11 protein-coding genes are annotated in these 13704 nt (G+C 67.4%); 6 read left to right on the top strand and 5 right to left on the bottom strand.

Annotation, left to right across the window (positions count from 1 at the left end; all coding sequences use genetic code 11):
- Window positions 1–52: 52 nt before the first annotated feature.
- The 3 genes from ACV22V_RS03130 (at window position 53) to ACV22V_RS03140 (ending at window position 3852) form a co-directional block, all read left to right on the top strand.
- A complete protein-coding gene (locus ACV22V_RS03130; RefSeq protein ID WP_448013017.1) occupies window positions 53–1309 on the top strand; it encodes an ABC transporter permease in 1257 nt (418 codons plus the stop codon).
- 37 nt (window positions 1310–1346) lie between these two features.
- A complete protein-coding gene (locus tag ACV22V_RS03135) occupies window positions 1347–2183 on the top strand; it encodes an ABC transporter permease (protein WP_059525632.1) in 837 nt (278 codons plus the stop codon).
- A gap of 241 nt (window positions 2184–2424) precedes the next feature.
- A complete protein-coding gene (locus ACV22V_RS03140) occupies window positions 2425–3852 on the top strand; it encodes an MFS transporter (protein WP_063888579.1) in 1428 nt (475 codons plus the stop codon).
- An 82-nt stretch (window positions 3853–3934) separates the two neighbouring features.
- On the opposite strand, the gene ACV22V_RS03145 is transcribed toward ACV22V_RS03140, so the two are convergent.
- Complete coding sequence (locus ACV22V_RS03145; RefSeq protein WP_059689662.1) at window positions 3935–5674, bottom strand: S53 family peptidase; 1740 nt, start codon at window positions 5672–5674, stop codon at window positions 3935–3937.
- 700 nt (window positions 5675–6374) lie between these two features.
- On the opposite strand from ACV22V_RS03145, the gene ACV22V_RS03150 reads away from it, so the two are divergent.
- From ACV22V_RS03150 to ACV22V_RS03160, 3 genes are read left to right on the top strand one after another with little or no spacing between them, the layout of a single operon-like run.
- Complete coding sequence (locus ACV22V_RS03150) at window positions 6375–6698, top strand: ArsR/SmtB family transcription factor (protein ID WP_059524698.1); 324 nt, start codon at window positions 6375–6377, stop codon at window positions 6696–6698.
- Window positions 6695–7126 carry an SRPBCC family protein gene (locus ACV22V_RS03155; RefSeq protein ID WP_059524700.1) on the top strand — a complete coding sequence of 144 codons (432 nt, stop codon included), beginning with the start codon at window positions 6695–6697 and terminating at the stop codon, window positions 7124–7126. Before ACV22V_RS03150 ends, ACV22V_RS03155 begins: the two co-directional genes overlap by 4 nt.
- Window positions 7123–7551 carry a DUF1801 domain-containing protein gene (locus ACV22V_RS03160; RefSeq protein WP_223961859.1) on the top strand — a complete coding sequence of 143 codons (429 nt, stop codon included), beginning with the start codon at window positions 7123–7125 and terminating at the stop codon, window positions 7549–7551. The genes ACV22V_RS03155 and ACV22V_RS03160 overlap by 4 nt, the downstream gene beginning before the upstream one ends.
- Before the next feature lie 119 nt (window positions 7552–7670).
- On the opposite strand, the gene acnA is transcribed toward ACV22V_RS03160, so the two are convergent.
- The 4 genes from acnA to ACV22V_RS03180 all read right to left on the bottom strand — a co-directional run bounded on the left by acnA (window position 7671) and on the right by ACV22V_RS03180 (window position 13655).
- Window positions 7671–10388, bottom strand: a complete 2718-nt coding sequence (gene acnA, locus ACV22V_RS03165) for an aconitate hydratase AcnA (protein ID WP_448012953.1) — start codon at window positions 10386–10388, stop codon at window positions 7671–7673.
- Window positions 10389–10433: 45 nt separating this feature from the next.
- Window positions 10434–11885 carry a bifunctional 2-methylcitrate dehydratase/aconitate hydratase gene (locus tag ACV22V_RS03170; RefSeq protein WP_448012954.1) on the bottom strand — a complete coding sequence of 484 codons (1452 nt, stop codon included), beginning with the start codon at window positions 11883–11885 and terminating at the stop codon, window positions 10434–10436.
- A 32-nt stretch (window positions 11886–11917) separates the two neighbouring features.
- Entirely contained in the window at window positions 11918–12427 is a 510-nt protein-coding gene (locus ACV22V_RS03175; protein ID WP_059524708.1) for a hypothetical protein, read from the bottom strand.
- 223 nt (window positions 12428–12650) lie between these two features.
- Window positions 12651–13655: an HpcH/HpaI aldolase/citrate lyase family protein gene (locus ACV22V_RS03180; protein WP_059689669.1), complete on the bottom strand. Its 1005-nt coding sequence runs from the start codon at window positions 13653–13655 to the stop codon at window positions 12651–12653.
- Window positions 13656–13704: the final 49 nt, after the last annotated feature.

Raw genomic sequence — 13704 nt, forward strand, 5'->3', positions numbered from 1 at the left:
TCGCGCGGCATTCCGCCGGATCGAGCCCGGCCGGAGAGAACCGTTGAACACGATGACGATCGCTCCTTCCTCGCCGTCGACGGCCGCGCTCAAGCGCGAGCTGAAGGCCGCCGAGGCCCGCAAGCGCACGATGGCGCTGCTGCTGATCGCGCCGCTCGCGATCTTCCTGCTGCTCATCTTCGTCGTGCCGATCGGCACGCTGCTCACGCGCGCGGTGCAGAACCCCGAGATCGCGACCGCGCTGCCGAACACGATCGCCGCGCTGTCGGGCTGGGACCGCAAGGTGCCACCGGCCGACGCCGCGTATGCCGCGCTCGCGGCCGACATGACGAAGGTCGCCGACAGCGAGGCGATGGGCGCACTCGCGCGGCGCCTGAACACCGAGATTCCCGGCTACCGCTCGCTCGTCGCGAAGACGGCGCGCGCGATGCCGCTGAAAGGCGACAACGACGCGGCGCTGACGCCCGCACAAACGCGCGCGAAACTGATCGATCTCGATTCGCGCTGGGGCGACGTCGCGTACTGGCAGTCGATCGCGAAGAACGGCAGCCAGATGTCGCCGTTCTACCTGCTCGCCGCGCTCGACCACAAGCAGGACGGCTTCGGCCGGATCGTGCAGGCCGATCCCGATCAGTCGATCTATCTCGCGATCTTCGGCCGCACGTTCGTGATCGGCGTCGCGGTCACGCTGTTCGCGCTGCTGCTCGGCTATCCGCTCGCATACTGGATCTCGACGCTGTCGGAGCGCCGCGCGAACCTCGTGATGATCCTCGTGCTGATTCCGTTCTGGACCTCGGTGCTCGTGCGCGTCGCCGCGTGGATCGTGCTGCTGCAGAGCGAAGGGCTCATCAACACGGCGCTGATCGGCAGCGGGCTGATCTCGCATCCGCTGACGCTGCTGTTCAACCGCGTCGGCGTGTACATCTCGATGACGCACATCCTGCTGCCGTTCATGATCCTGCCGCTCTACAGCGTGATGAAGTCGATCCCGCCGACCTACCAGCGCGCGGCCGTGTCGCTCGGCAGCCATCCGTTCGCCGCGTTCTGGCGTGTATATGTGCCGCAGACCTATCCGGGCGTCGGCGCCGGCGCGCTGCTCGTGTTCATCCTGGCGATCGGCTACTACATCACGCCCGCGCTGCTCGGCGGGCCGAACGACCAGATGGTCAGCTACTACGTCGCGTACTTCACGAACGTGACGATCAACTGGGGCATGGCGTGCGCGCTCGGCGGGCTGCTGCTCGCGGCGACGCTGGTGCTGTATGCGGTATATGGGCGCTTCACGCGCACCAACGTGAGCCTCGGCTGAGCGCCGCGCACAACGAAACGGGAAGGGGATGCCGACCATGAAACTCGCCAGGCCGCTGTTCGCGCCGCACATGTCGTTCGTCGAGCGCGCGTGGTACGTCGCGCTGCGCGTGCTCGTCGTGCTGACGCTGCTGTACCTGATCCTGCCGGTGCTCGCCATCGTGCCGCTGTCGTTTTCGTCGAGCACGTTCCTCGTCTATCCGATCCCGGGCTTCTCGATGCGCTGGTACGAGAACCTGATCGCGTCGGACGAGTGGCGGATGGCCGCGAAGAACAGCTTCATCGTCGCGCCGTCGGCGACCGTCGTCGCGACCGTGCTCGGCACGCTCGCCGCGATCGGCCTCACGAAGGCGGACTTCCGCGGCAAGGGGCTCCTGATGGCCGTGCTGCTGTCGCCGATGATCGTGCCCGTGGTCGTGGTCGGCGTCGGCATGTATCTGTTCTTCGCGCCGCTCGGGCTCGCGAATACCTACACGGGGCTGATCGCCGCGCACGCGGCGCTCGGCGTGCCGTTCGTCGTGACGACGGTGGCCGCGACGCTGCAGGGCTTCAACCAGAACCTGGTGCGCGCGAGCCTGTCGCTCGGCGCGAATCCCGTCACGACGTTCTTCCGCGTGACGCTGCCGGTGATCGCGCCGGGCGTGATGTCGGGTGCGCTGTTCGCGTTCGCGACGTCGTTCGACGAAGTCGTCGTCACGCTGTTCCTCGCGGGCGCGGATCAGACGACGCTGCCGCGCCAGATGTTCACCGGCATTCGCGAGAACATCAGCCCGACGATCGCCGCGCTCGCGACGATCCTGATCATCTTCTCGACGAGCCTGCTGCTCGCGCTCGAATGGCTGCGCGGACGCAACGCGCGACGCGCGGTGTCGTGACGGCCGGAAGCGCAGCGTCCGGCGCGCCGTCGATCGTTGCGTTTTCAACGATGCCGCGCACTCGACGCGGTGCACCGAAGCTTTCGTTTCGCTGACTGACGACGCGGTCGCCTGCACGTTCGATGCGGCTCTGCAACAATACGGCTCGCGGTGCCGCGCGTTCCGTTCGTGCAGCAGGGACGCGCGGTGCCGCGCCGCTCAATCCGCGACGCCGCGCGTCGCTCGTCAGCCGAGCCTCATCTTGTCCGAATTCGCATCCCCTGCCGGCGCCCGGGAGCCGGCCGTCAACTGGCGCGCGATGTCCGCCGTGCTGCTGGCCGTCGCGCTCGCGACGCTCGACACGGCAATCGCGAACACCGCGCTGCCCGCGATCGCAACCGACCTGCACGCGTCGCCGGCCGCGTCGGTGTGGATCATCAACGCCTACCAGCTCGCGATGGTCGCGACGCTGCTGCCGTTCGCGTCGCTCGGCGACATCGTCGGTCACAAGCGCGTGTATGTCGCGGGCCTCGCGGTGTTCACGCTCGCGTCGCTCGGCTGCTCGCTCGCGGCGACGCTGCCGCAGCTGACGGCGGCGCGGATCGTGCAGGGCTTCGGCGCGAGCGCGATCATGAGCGTGAACGTCGCGCTGATCCGCAACCTGTTTCCCGCGCACCGGCTCGGGCGCGGCGTCGGCTTCAACGCACTGGTCGTCGGCGTGTCGTTCGCCGTGGGGCCGACGATCGCGTCGCTGATCCTGTCGGTGGCCGCCTGGCCGTGGCTGTTCGCGGTGAACGTGCCGCTCGGCGTGCTCGCGCTTGCCGTGGCGATTCCGTCGCTGCCGCAGACGGCGCGCGGCAAGCATGCGTTCGATCCGCTCGCCGCGCTGTTCAACGTGATCACGTTCGCATCGCTGATCTTCGCGCTCGGCGAATTCGCGCAGCGCGGGCCGCTGTCCGTCGTGTTCGCGGCTGCCGCGGTCGCGCTCGCGTTCGGGGCGCTGTTGATCCGCCGCCAGGCCGGGCATCCGGCGCCGATGTTGCCGGTCGACCTGTTCCGCCGGCCGGTGTTCACGCTGTCCGCGCTGACGGCCGTATGCGCGTTCGCCGCGCAGGGGCTCGCGTTCGTGTCGCTGCCGTTCTACTTCGAAACCGTCCTGCATCGCGACGCGGTGGAGACGGGCTTCCTGATGACGCCATGGTCGGCGATCGTCGCGCTCGCCGCGCCGATCGCGGGCCGGCTTTCGGATCGCTATCCGCCCGGATTGCTCGGGGCGATCGGGCTCGCGCTGCTGAGCGCGGGGATGGTGTCGCTTGCCGCGCTGCCGGCGGCGCCGAACGTCGTCGACATCGGCTGGCGGATGATGCTGTGCGGCGCGGGCTTCGGTTTCTTCCAGTCGCCGAACCTGAAGGCGTTGATGTCGAGCGCGCCGCCCGAGCGCAGCGGCGGCGCGAGCGGCATCATCGCGACCGCGCGGCTGATCGGGCAGGCGACCGGCGCGGCGCTCGTCGCGCTGTCGTTCGGAATCGCCGGGCGTCACGGGCCGACGCTCGCGCTGATGCTCGGTGCGGGCTTTGCCGGCGCCGCGAGCGTCGCGAGCGGGCTGCGGCTCTTCGCACCGTCGCATCGGGCCGGCGCGCCGGTCGCATCGGTCGCGGCGACGCCGGCGAAGGAGCCGGCGACGGAGTAGCGTTCCGTACGCGCCCGCTGCCCGCGAGTTTCACGGCCGGCGCGCGGCGAACGACCGCCGCGCGCCGGCCTTCGCATCACGCTCAGAAGCCGCCCGTCTGGATCAGCTTGTTGAGGTTCGCGATGTTCAGGCTGCCGAAGCCGGTCGTCAGATCCCAGCCGGTGCCTGCCTGGTAGCCGTACCCCTGATAGCCGTTGTTCCCCGACACGACGTCATAGCGCACGAGCGACGGATTCGACGGAACGTCCGCATAGAACTTGCCGGCCGGGAAGCCGAGACCCGTGCCGTTCGCCGCGAGCAGACGCGCCCAGAAACCGGTGAAGATCGGCGCGGCGAGGCTCGTGCCGCCGATCTGCTGCAGCTGGCCGTAGTTGTAGATGTACGCGCCCGTGCTTTGCGCGGCGTCGAACGATACATCGGGCAACTGACGATTGCTGCCCGACTGCCACGCCGGCGCCGGCAGGACCGTGCTGACGCCGCCGCCCGTGGCCCACAGCTTGCCGTTCCCGTCGAGACCTTCGTTCCACACCGTTTCGTTCGAGAATGCGCCCGCCGACGTGGTGTACAACGTCGTGCCGCCGATCGCGAGCACGTGCGGCGACGCGGCCGGCCACGACACCGTGTAGTTCGCGCCGTCCGGATAGCCGCGGTTGTTGCACTCGTAGACGCCTTCGTCGCCCGACGATACCGAGAACGTCTGGCCCTGCGCGGCAGCCGTCGTGAAGATCTGTTCCTCGGCGTCGATCGTGCCGTCCGCGTTCGCGTCGGTTTCGCACCAGCCGAGCGACACGTTGATCACCTTCGCGGTGTTGTCCGACACCGCGCGGTTGAATGCCTGCGTGAGCCCCGTGTTGCCGGCGGCGTTCAGGTCCGCCATGTAGAACACCAGCTTGCCGACTTGACCGCCGGCCGAGCCGACGATCGACTGGCTGTCGAGATCCCACTCGCCCTGGCCGTCCTGGTCGTCGCTGTAGCTGCCGCTCGTGCCGGTGCCGTTGGTCTTGACGGTCTGGGTCGTGACCGTGCCGTAACCGTTGCTCGACGTGAACTGCTTCAGGTCCTGCAGCGTCTGCGACACGCCGCCGATCGTGATGATGCCGACGGTCACGCCGGCCGCGGTCGGCACGCCGGTCGCGTTGTAGAGGCCGGGGAATTCCTTCGGATAGTGGCCGGTGGCCGTGCCGGCCGCGAGTGCCTGCGGCTTCGCGACGTTGCCGATGCGCAGCATCGGCCGTGCGCGCGCGACGTTCTGCAGCCCGAGCACCGAGCCGACGACGTCGCCGAGCGCGCGCGGCACCTGCGCGGTCGACGCGTTCGCGAAGCCCGAGCGGCCCGCGTACTGGAAATGCACGAGCGACGTGTTGAATGCGGTCTTCACCGTGCCGGCCGTGCCGCGTGCGGACACCAGCAGCCGGTTCGGCGCCACTTCGATGTTCACGAAGCCGCTCTTGCGCAGATAGTCGACGACCGACTTCACCTGCGCGTCGGTCGGCGCGTAGCTGGCGAGGAACTGCTCGTGCGTCAGGTACTGGCGGTAATGCGCGTTGCCGGGCCGGTTCACGTCGTGCGCGAGCTGCTTGAGCTGCGCGGCGTTGCGCAGCTTCAGGCTGACGACGACGTCGGTCGTCTCGCCGGCCGCGAGTTCGAGCGACGGCGCCGCGCTGCGCGCCATCAGTTGCGGGCCGGTCAGAAAGGCCTTTGTGTGGGTGTCGACCCAGTCCGTCGTCGCATGCGCCGCGCCGGCGGCGAGCACGAGCGGCCACGCGCACGCGAGGCGGCGGGGCGACGGAAGGGGGAGGGCAAACCAGGCGTTCCTTTTCATCGGGAGTCCTTTTTAGGAGAGACGACGTTGCTGGAGCCCCCGGCCCTTGTGGGGCCGCGAGCGGTGACGAGCGTAGGGCGTCGGTGCCGTTCAGGTAGCTGCCAGTTTCCATAGCTGTCAGTTCTGACATCGGCGGGTTCGCGCGCATGCGCGGCGGCGTCGACGCACGCGGCAACGGTGCCGCCGAAGGGAACCGGTTCGCGACGCGATCGCGCTGCGGTCGACGACGTTTGCACGCACGACTCGTTCGTTGCGGTATCGGAATGCGCGCGATTGCGGAGCGAATCGCCGCGAAAGCGCATTGCGCGTGATGGGGCGTCGGCGCGCCGCGCGTTGCACTATGTGGTCAAGCGTCGCCATGACGCCAACGCGACGACGCCGCGATGCGCGGATGCACAGAAACGGGGCCGGTCGATCGCGAGCGTTTCCCGAACTGTGGAACAGCGCGATGCCGAGTCTTGCAGCGTGCTTTCGGTTCGCGGGTCGGGCGAGCGGATTAGAGGAAATGCTCGAATGCGAACGATGGCGCCGATTCGGCGCGCGCCGGATGTCCGTCGCCAGCGGTTCCGTTGCCGCTCGGCCCGCGCCGGCGAACGAGCACACTGCGGGATCGAACGACGTCACGCGCGAAATTCCTCCTTGACGCGTATCGTTCGCCGGCTATGCTTCAATCCATAACCATCGAGTTATTGATTCGAACATGCACGACGCTCACGACCTGCTTTTCAGAACACTGGCCGATCCGACGCGCCGCGCGCTCTTCGAGCGGCTGTGCGAGGAGGGCGAGTTGACGGTCGCCGCGCTCACGGCCCATGCAGGCGTGTCGCAGCCGGCAGTATCGAAGCATCTGGGCGTACTGAAGCAGGCCGGGCTCGTGAGCGATCGTCACGAAGGCCGGCAGACGCACTACAGCGCGCAGCCGCAGGCGCTGACGCCGTTGATCGACTGGACCAGCCAGATGGCCGGCTTCTGGCAGAACCGGTTCGACGCTCTCGAAGATCTGCTCAAAAGGATGGATCAATGAACCAGGCCACTACCGAAACGCGTACCGTCGTCGTCGAACGGGAACTGTCGCATCCGCCGGAGAGGATCTGGCGTGCGCTCACGCAACCGCACCTGATCGAGGCGTGGCTGATGCAGAGCGACTTCGAGCCCGTCGCGGGCCGTGCGTTCAGCTTCCGCGCGGACTGGGGTTCGGTCGACTGCACGGTGCTGACGATCGAGCCGCAGCGCGTGCTGTCCTATACATGGGCCGCGTATGGCCTGGAAAGTGTCGTCACGTGGACGCTCACGCCGACGCCGGGCGGCACGCTGCTGCGCATGGAGCAGGCCGGCTTCCGCGCGGATCAGGAACAGGCGTATCGCGGGGCGCAGCACGGGTGGGTGCGATTCTTCGAGTCGCTCGAACAGGTGCTGGCGCGGCCCGATGGAGAACCGGAGGCCGGGGCATGAGCGCGCCGGACCTGGAGCCGTCGGCACGCATCGACGCGCTGATCGCGGGAATCGCCGACTGGCGAGGCAAGACCTTCGCCGAACTGCGCGAGACGATCCTTGCCGCCGAGGACGGCATCGTCGAGGAATGGAAATGGATGGGCAGCCCGGTGTGGTCGTGCGACGGGATGATCGCGGTCGCGAACGCGCACAAGGGCAAGGTGAAGCTCACGTTCATGCACGGCGCGCACCTGCCCGATCCCGACGGGCTGTTCAATGCCGGCCTCGACGGCAATGCGCGGCGCGCGATCGATTTCCTCGAAGGCGACACGCTCGACAAGCGCGCGCTGAAGCGCCTCGTTCGCGCGGCGATCGACTACAACCGCGCGCACCTGAAGAAGAACGTGCGGGCGGGGGCCAAGGCACGCGGCGACAAGGCCGCATGACGTACCGCCGACATTGCGCTCCCGTCGCGCGCGCATAAAAAAAGCCCGACACGAGGTCGGGCATTCAAATCGGCCGCAACCGCCGCGAGGCGGCTGCGGCACCTGCAAAAGCAGGACGCTTACGCTGCGAGCAGCGAGCGCAGCACGAACGGCAGGATACCGCCGTGCTTGTAGTAGTCGACTTCGATCGGCGTATCGATGCGCAGCAGCACCGGCACGCGGGTCGCTTCGCCGTTCTTGCGGTGGATCACGAGCGTGACGTCCTGCTGCGGCTTGAAATCGTCGCCGAGGCCTTCGATGTCGTACGTCTCTTCACCGGTGATGCCGAGCGACTGGACGCTGTCCGCGCCCTTGAACTGCAGCGGCAGCACGCCCATGCCGACCAGGTTCGAACGGTGGATCCGCTCGAAGCTGCGTGCGATCACGGCCTTCACGCCGAGCAGTTGCGTGCCCTTCGCGGCCCAGTCGCGCGACGAGCCCGTGCCGTACTCTTCGCCTGCGAACACGACGGTCGGCGTGTCGGCCGCGACGTACTGCATGGCCGCGTCGTAGATCGACTGCTGTTCGCCGCTCGGCTGGTGGATCGTCAGGCCGCCTTCGACGCGCGTGCCGTCCGCCTTCGCCGGGATCATCAGGTTCTTGATCCGCACGTTCGCGAACGTGCCGCGCATCATCACGTCGTGGTTGCCGCGGCGCGAGCCGTAGCTGTTGAAGTCGGCCTTCTGCACGCCGTTCTCCTTCAGCCACTTGCCGGCCGGCGAGTCTTCCTTGATCGAGCCTGCCGGGCTGATGTGATCGGTCGTGACCGAGTCACCGAAGATGCCCAGTGCGCGCGCGCCCTTGACCGTCGGGATCGACGCGGCCGGCTCCATCGAGAAGTCGTTGCCGAAGAACGGCGGCTCGGCGATGTAGGTCGACTTCGGCCAGTCGTAGACCTGGCCCGTTTCGCCCTCGATCTTGCTCCAGAGGTCGCCCTTCTTGGTCAGCTTCGAGTAGTTGTCCTCGAACTTCTTCGGGTCGAGCGCGAACTTGAGCAGCGCGTGGATTTCTTCGCTGGTCGGCCAGATGTCACCGAGGTAGATGTCGTAGCCGTCCTTGCCCTTGCCGACCGGCTCGGTCATCAGGTCGCGCGTGATGTTGCCGGCGATCGCGTAGGCGACGACCAGCGGCGGCGACGCGAGGAAGTTCGCGCGGATGTTCGGGTGGATGCGCGCTTCGAAGTTACGGTTGCCCGACAGCACCGCAGCCGCGACGATGTCGTTCTTCGTGATCGCTTCGTTCAGTTCCGGCGTCAGGTCGCCCGCGTTGCCGATACAGGTCGTGCAGCCGTAGGCGGCGACTTCGAAGCCGAGCTTCGCGAGGTAGGGCAGCAGGCCCGTCTTCGTCAGGTATTCGGTGACGATGCGCGATCCCGGCGCGAGCGACGTCTTGATGTGCGGCGCGACGGTCAGGCCGGCTTCGACGGCCTTCTTCGCGAGCAGGCCGGCGGCCAGCAGCACGCTCGGGTTCGACGTGTTCGTGCACGACGTGATCGCGGCGATCAGCACGTCGCCGTTCTTCACGTCGACGCCGTTGCTCGTCGTGTATTGCGCGTTCAGGTCGTCCGCCTTCTTCGCGAAGCCGTTTTCCGCGACCGGCTTCGAGAACAGGTCGGTGAACGTCGACTTGACGTTGCCGATCTCGATGCGGTCCTGCGGGCGCTTCGGGCCGGCCAGCGACGGGGCGACCGTTGCCAGGTCGAGCGTCACCGTCTTCGTGTAGTCGATGTCGCCGGCCTTCGGAATGCCGAACAGCTTCTGGGCCTTGAAGTAGTTTTCGAACGCGGCGATTTCCGCCTTCGTGCGGCCCGTACCTTCGAAGTAGTCGATCGTCTTTTCGTCGACCGGGAAGAAGCCCATCGTCGCGCCGTATTCCGGCGCCATGTTGCCGATCGTCGCGCGGTCCGGCAGCGACAGCGACTTCGTGCCTTCGCCGAAGAACTCGACGAACTTGCCGACGACCTTCTCCTTGCGCAGCATTTCGGTGATCGTCAGCACCAGGTCGGTGGCCGTCACGCCTTCGCGCAGCTTGCCCTTCAGCTCGACGCCGACGACGTCCGGCGTCAGGAAGTACACCGGCTGGCCGAGCATGCCGGCTTCCGCCTCGATGCCGCCCACGCCCCAGCCGACCACGCCGATGCCGTTGATCATCGTCGTGTGGCTGTCCGTGCCGACGAGCGTGTCCGGGTAGTACACGGTGTCGCCGCCGTCCGCCTTCTTGTGGACGCCGCGCGCGAGATACTCGAGGTTCACCTGGTGGACGATGCCGACGCCCGGCGGCACGACCTTGAACGTGTCGAACGCCTGCATGCCCCACTTCATGAACTGGTAGCGCTCGTTGTTGCGCTGGAATTCCAGCTTCATGTTCAGGTCGAGCGCGTCCTTCTGGCGGAAGTAGTCGATCTGGACCGAGTGGTCGACGACGAGATCCACCGGCACCAGCGGCTCGATCTTCTTCGGGTTCTTGCCCGAGCGCTCCGCCACACCACGCATGGCCGCGATGTCGGCGAGCAGCGGCACGCCCGTGAAGTCCTGCAGCACGACGCGCGACACCACGAACGGAATCTCGTCGACGCGCTTCGCGGTCGGCTTCCAGTTCGCGAGCTGCTCGATGTGTTCTTCGGTGATCTTCTTGCCGTCGTAGTTGCGCAGCACGGATTCGAGCACGATACGGATCGACACCGGGAGGCGTTCGATCTTCGTCTTCAGTTCCTTGCCGAGCTGCGGCAGCGAGTAGAACTTGCCTTTGCCGGAACCGCTGTCGAATTCCTTGAGGGTCTTGTGGAGATTGTGGGCCATGGTGATTTTCCTGGGTTTAAGGCTAGGAAACAAAGAGTCCTGGTGCTAAATCACATACAAGTCGACGTACTCATCGACCGGCATCGCTTCGAGCTTTGCCTGGTCCAGCGACACGTCGAGAATCGCTTGTTGCTGCTTTGCCGGGAAGCGACGGGCGAGGTTGGTCCTGAACTTCTCGACCAGGAGCGGGATGCCGTCCGCACGGCGTCGCTGATGGCCGATCGGGTATTCGACCGCCACTTCGGCAAGCTTCGACCCGTCCGCGAATTCGATCGTCAGCGCATTCGCGATCGATCGTTTGGCCGGGTCATGGTAATCCTTCGTGAACTGCGGATCCTCGACGCACACGGTTTTCGCGCGCAGCGCGTCGATGCGCGGATCGGCGGCGACCGCGTCTTCGTAATCGGCCGCGGTCAGCCGGCCGAACAGCAGCGGCACGGCAACCATGTACTGGATGCAGTGATCGCGGTCGGCCGGATTGGCGAGCGGCCCCTGCTTGTCGATGATGCGGATCGCGGCCGCGTGCGTGCGGATCGTGATCCGGCTGATCTCGTCGGTCGTGCGGCCCACCGCGGCGAGCTGCGCGTGCAGTTGCAGCGCGGCCTCGGCGGCCGTCTGCGCGTGGAATTCGGCGGGGAACGCGATCTTGAACAGCACGTTCTCCATCACGTACGTGCCGTACGGGCGCTGGAAGCGGAACGGCTGCCCGCCGAACAGCACGTCGTAGAAGCCCCAGGTTTTCGCGGTGAGCGCCGACGGGTAGCCCATTTCACCCGTTTTCGCGATCAGCGCGAGGCGCACCGCGCGCGATGTCGCGTCGCCGGCCGCCCACGACTTGCGCGAACCGGTGTTCGGCGCGTGGCGGTACGTGCGCAGCGCCTGGCCGTCGACGAATGCGTTGGATACCGCGTTGATCAGCTCGTCGCGCGTGAGGCCGAGCAGGCGGCCGACGACGGCCGTCGACGCGACCTTGACGAGCAGCACGTGGTCGAGCCCGACCGCGTTGAACGAATTCTCGAGTGCGAGGCAGCCCTGGATCTCGTGGGCCTGGATCATCGCGACGAGCACGTCGCGCATGCAAAGCGGCTTCCTGCCGGCCGCGACGGCCGTGCGGGACAGCCAGTCGGCCGTCGCCAGGATTCCGCCGAGATTGTCGGACGGATGACCCCATTCGGCGGCGAGCCAGGTGTCGTTGAAGTCCAGCCAGCGGATCATCGCGCCGATGTCGAAAGCGGCCTGGACGGGATCGAGCTGGAAGGACGTGCCGGGCACCTTCGCACCGTTCGGCACGATCGTGCCGGGCACGACGGGGCCGAGCAGCTTGGTGCAGGCCGGGTAGGACAGCGCCTCGAGTCCGCATCCGAGCGTGTCGATCAGGCAATGACGCGCCGTCTCCAGCGCGAGCGCGCTGTCGATTCCGGTGTTCAGCACGTAGTCGACGATATCGACGAGTACCGTATCCGGAGCGGGGCGGACGTTGGAGACCGAGGCGGACATCGAGGGGCCTGGGAGCGTGAAGACGCGGGCGCTTAGTTCGTTGCCGGCTTCAGTTCGTTCGATTGCGTCGGAGCCGGCGTGCCTTGCGCCATTTCCGGCGTCACGCATTCGTCGGCGAGACGCTCGCCGCCATTGGCGTCGCTGAACAGCATCGCCTTGCTCGGGATCACGACCAGCTTGAAGCCCGCGGCCGGATCGTAGAACGTGTCGGCGCCCGTCGTCGTGGCCTGACGCGGCAGCTTGTAGTTCTTCTTCGCCCAGTGAACCGTGACGACCTGGTCACGCTTCATGTCGCCGGCGAGGTCGAACGACAGGCCGTCCTTGCACGCCCACTTGGCTGCGCCGTCCGGTACCGGATCGACCTTGGCCGCGGCACGTGCCTGCGCCTTCTTGCTGCGCGGAACGATGCGCTTGGCCGGCGCCGGGCGCTTGGCCGTCTTCTTCGCGGTCGTCGCCGTATCCTGGGCGAACGCGCTCGGAGCCGACACCAGCATCGTGGCGGACAACGCGCCGATGGCGGTAGCGATCAGGAGTTTCTTCATGGAGTCAGAACCTTTCGATAATCAGTTGACAAGGGCCGGCGGCAGACACCGTCGGCCGGTTTGAAACTGCACGCGCCCCGGAAGCGCGCAGCGGCCGCTATTTTCACCTATTTGGCCGCGCATATTTCAGGTTTTCGGGCTCCGTTACGTTTTTTGTCGTTTCGCAAACCTGTCTCGGGTTCACGCTCCGGTGATTCGATGAAATGCGTGTGTCGGCGCGCGCTCACCGCGCGTCTCCGGCGGCCGGGCCGAACAGCGGCGCGGCCTCGGCCGGCACCGGCTGGCCGGTCGCCCGTGCGCGGCGCAGCACCGACCAGTAATAGCGGTAGCTCGCGCGGTCGTGCAGTGTATCGCCGTGGCGCGTCGGGCCCCAGTCGGCGGCCTGCGCGGCCAGCAGGATTTCGGCGGCCAGCGCGACTTCATCGGTGCGCGGCGCGAATGCGTCGACGATCGGGCGGATCTGCGCGGGATGGATGCTCCACATCCGCGTGAACGCGAACTCGTCGCGCGCGCGACGCGCGTCGCCGGCGACGACGGCCATGTCGCGCACCTCCGTCGTCACGTTGTGCGACGGCGTCTTGCCGTGCGCGTGGCAGGCGGCGGCGATTTCCAGCTTCGCGCGGCGCACGAGCGGGTGGTCGAACTGGCCGGGCGAGCGCATCGCCGCATCGGGAATCGCGCCGTGATGCGCGGACACGAAGTCCATCAGCCCGAAGCTGAGCGTGCCGACCAGCGGCAGCGCGGCGAGGGCGGCCGCCTGCGCGAGCGCGCCGTGCGTCTCGACCAGCACGTCGACCGGGATCGGCTGCGCGAGGCCCAGCTCGCGGCGCGTGCCTTCGATGAACGCGACCATCTCGGCCGCGTCCGCGGCGCTCGCGATCTTCGGCAGCGTGACGTAGGCCGGCGCGCGCGCGGCGCGCAGCACGATGCGCACGTCGTCGCGCCAGTGGGGATGGGAAAAGTCGTGGATGCGGACGCCGACACGCCCGAAGCGGTTTTCGGCGCTGCCGAGAAATTCGGCGACGAGCTGCGCGTGCGCGGCTTCCTGGCCGACGGCCGCGCCGTCCTCGCAGTCGAGCGTGATGTCGAACACGGGGCCGAGTTCGGCCTGGAGCGCGAGCGACTTGCGCATCAGCTTCTCGCTGCCCGCGTAGTGATCGCAGCAGGGCAGGATCGCGGGCGGGGACGCCCCGTCGTACAGCACTTGTGCAGGAGTGAGCGCGGACATCTCTTCTACGTCAAGGAGGCGGGCAACGTGGAGAAAATCGGATTCGGGC

It is taken from the genome of Burkholderia sp. AW33-5, from assembly GCF_053427615.1.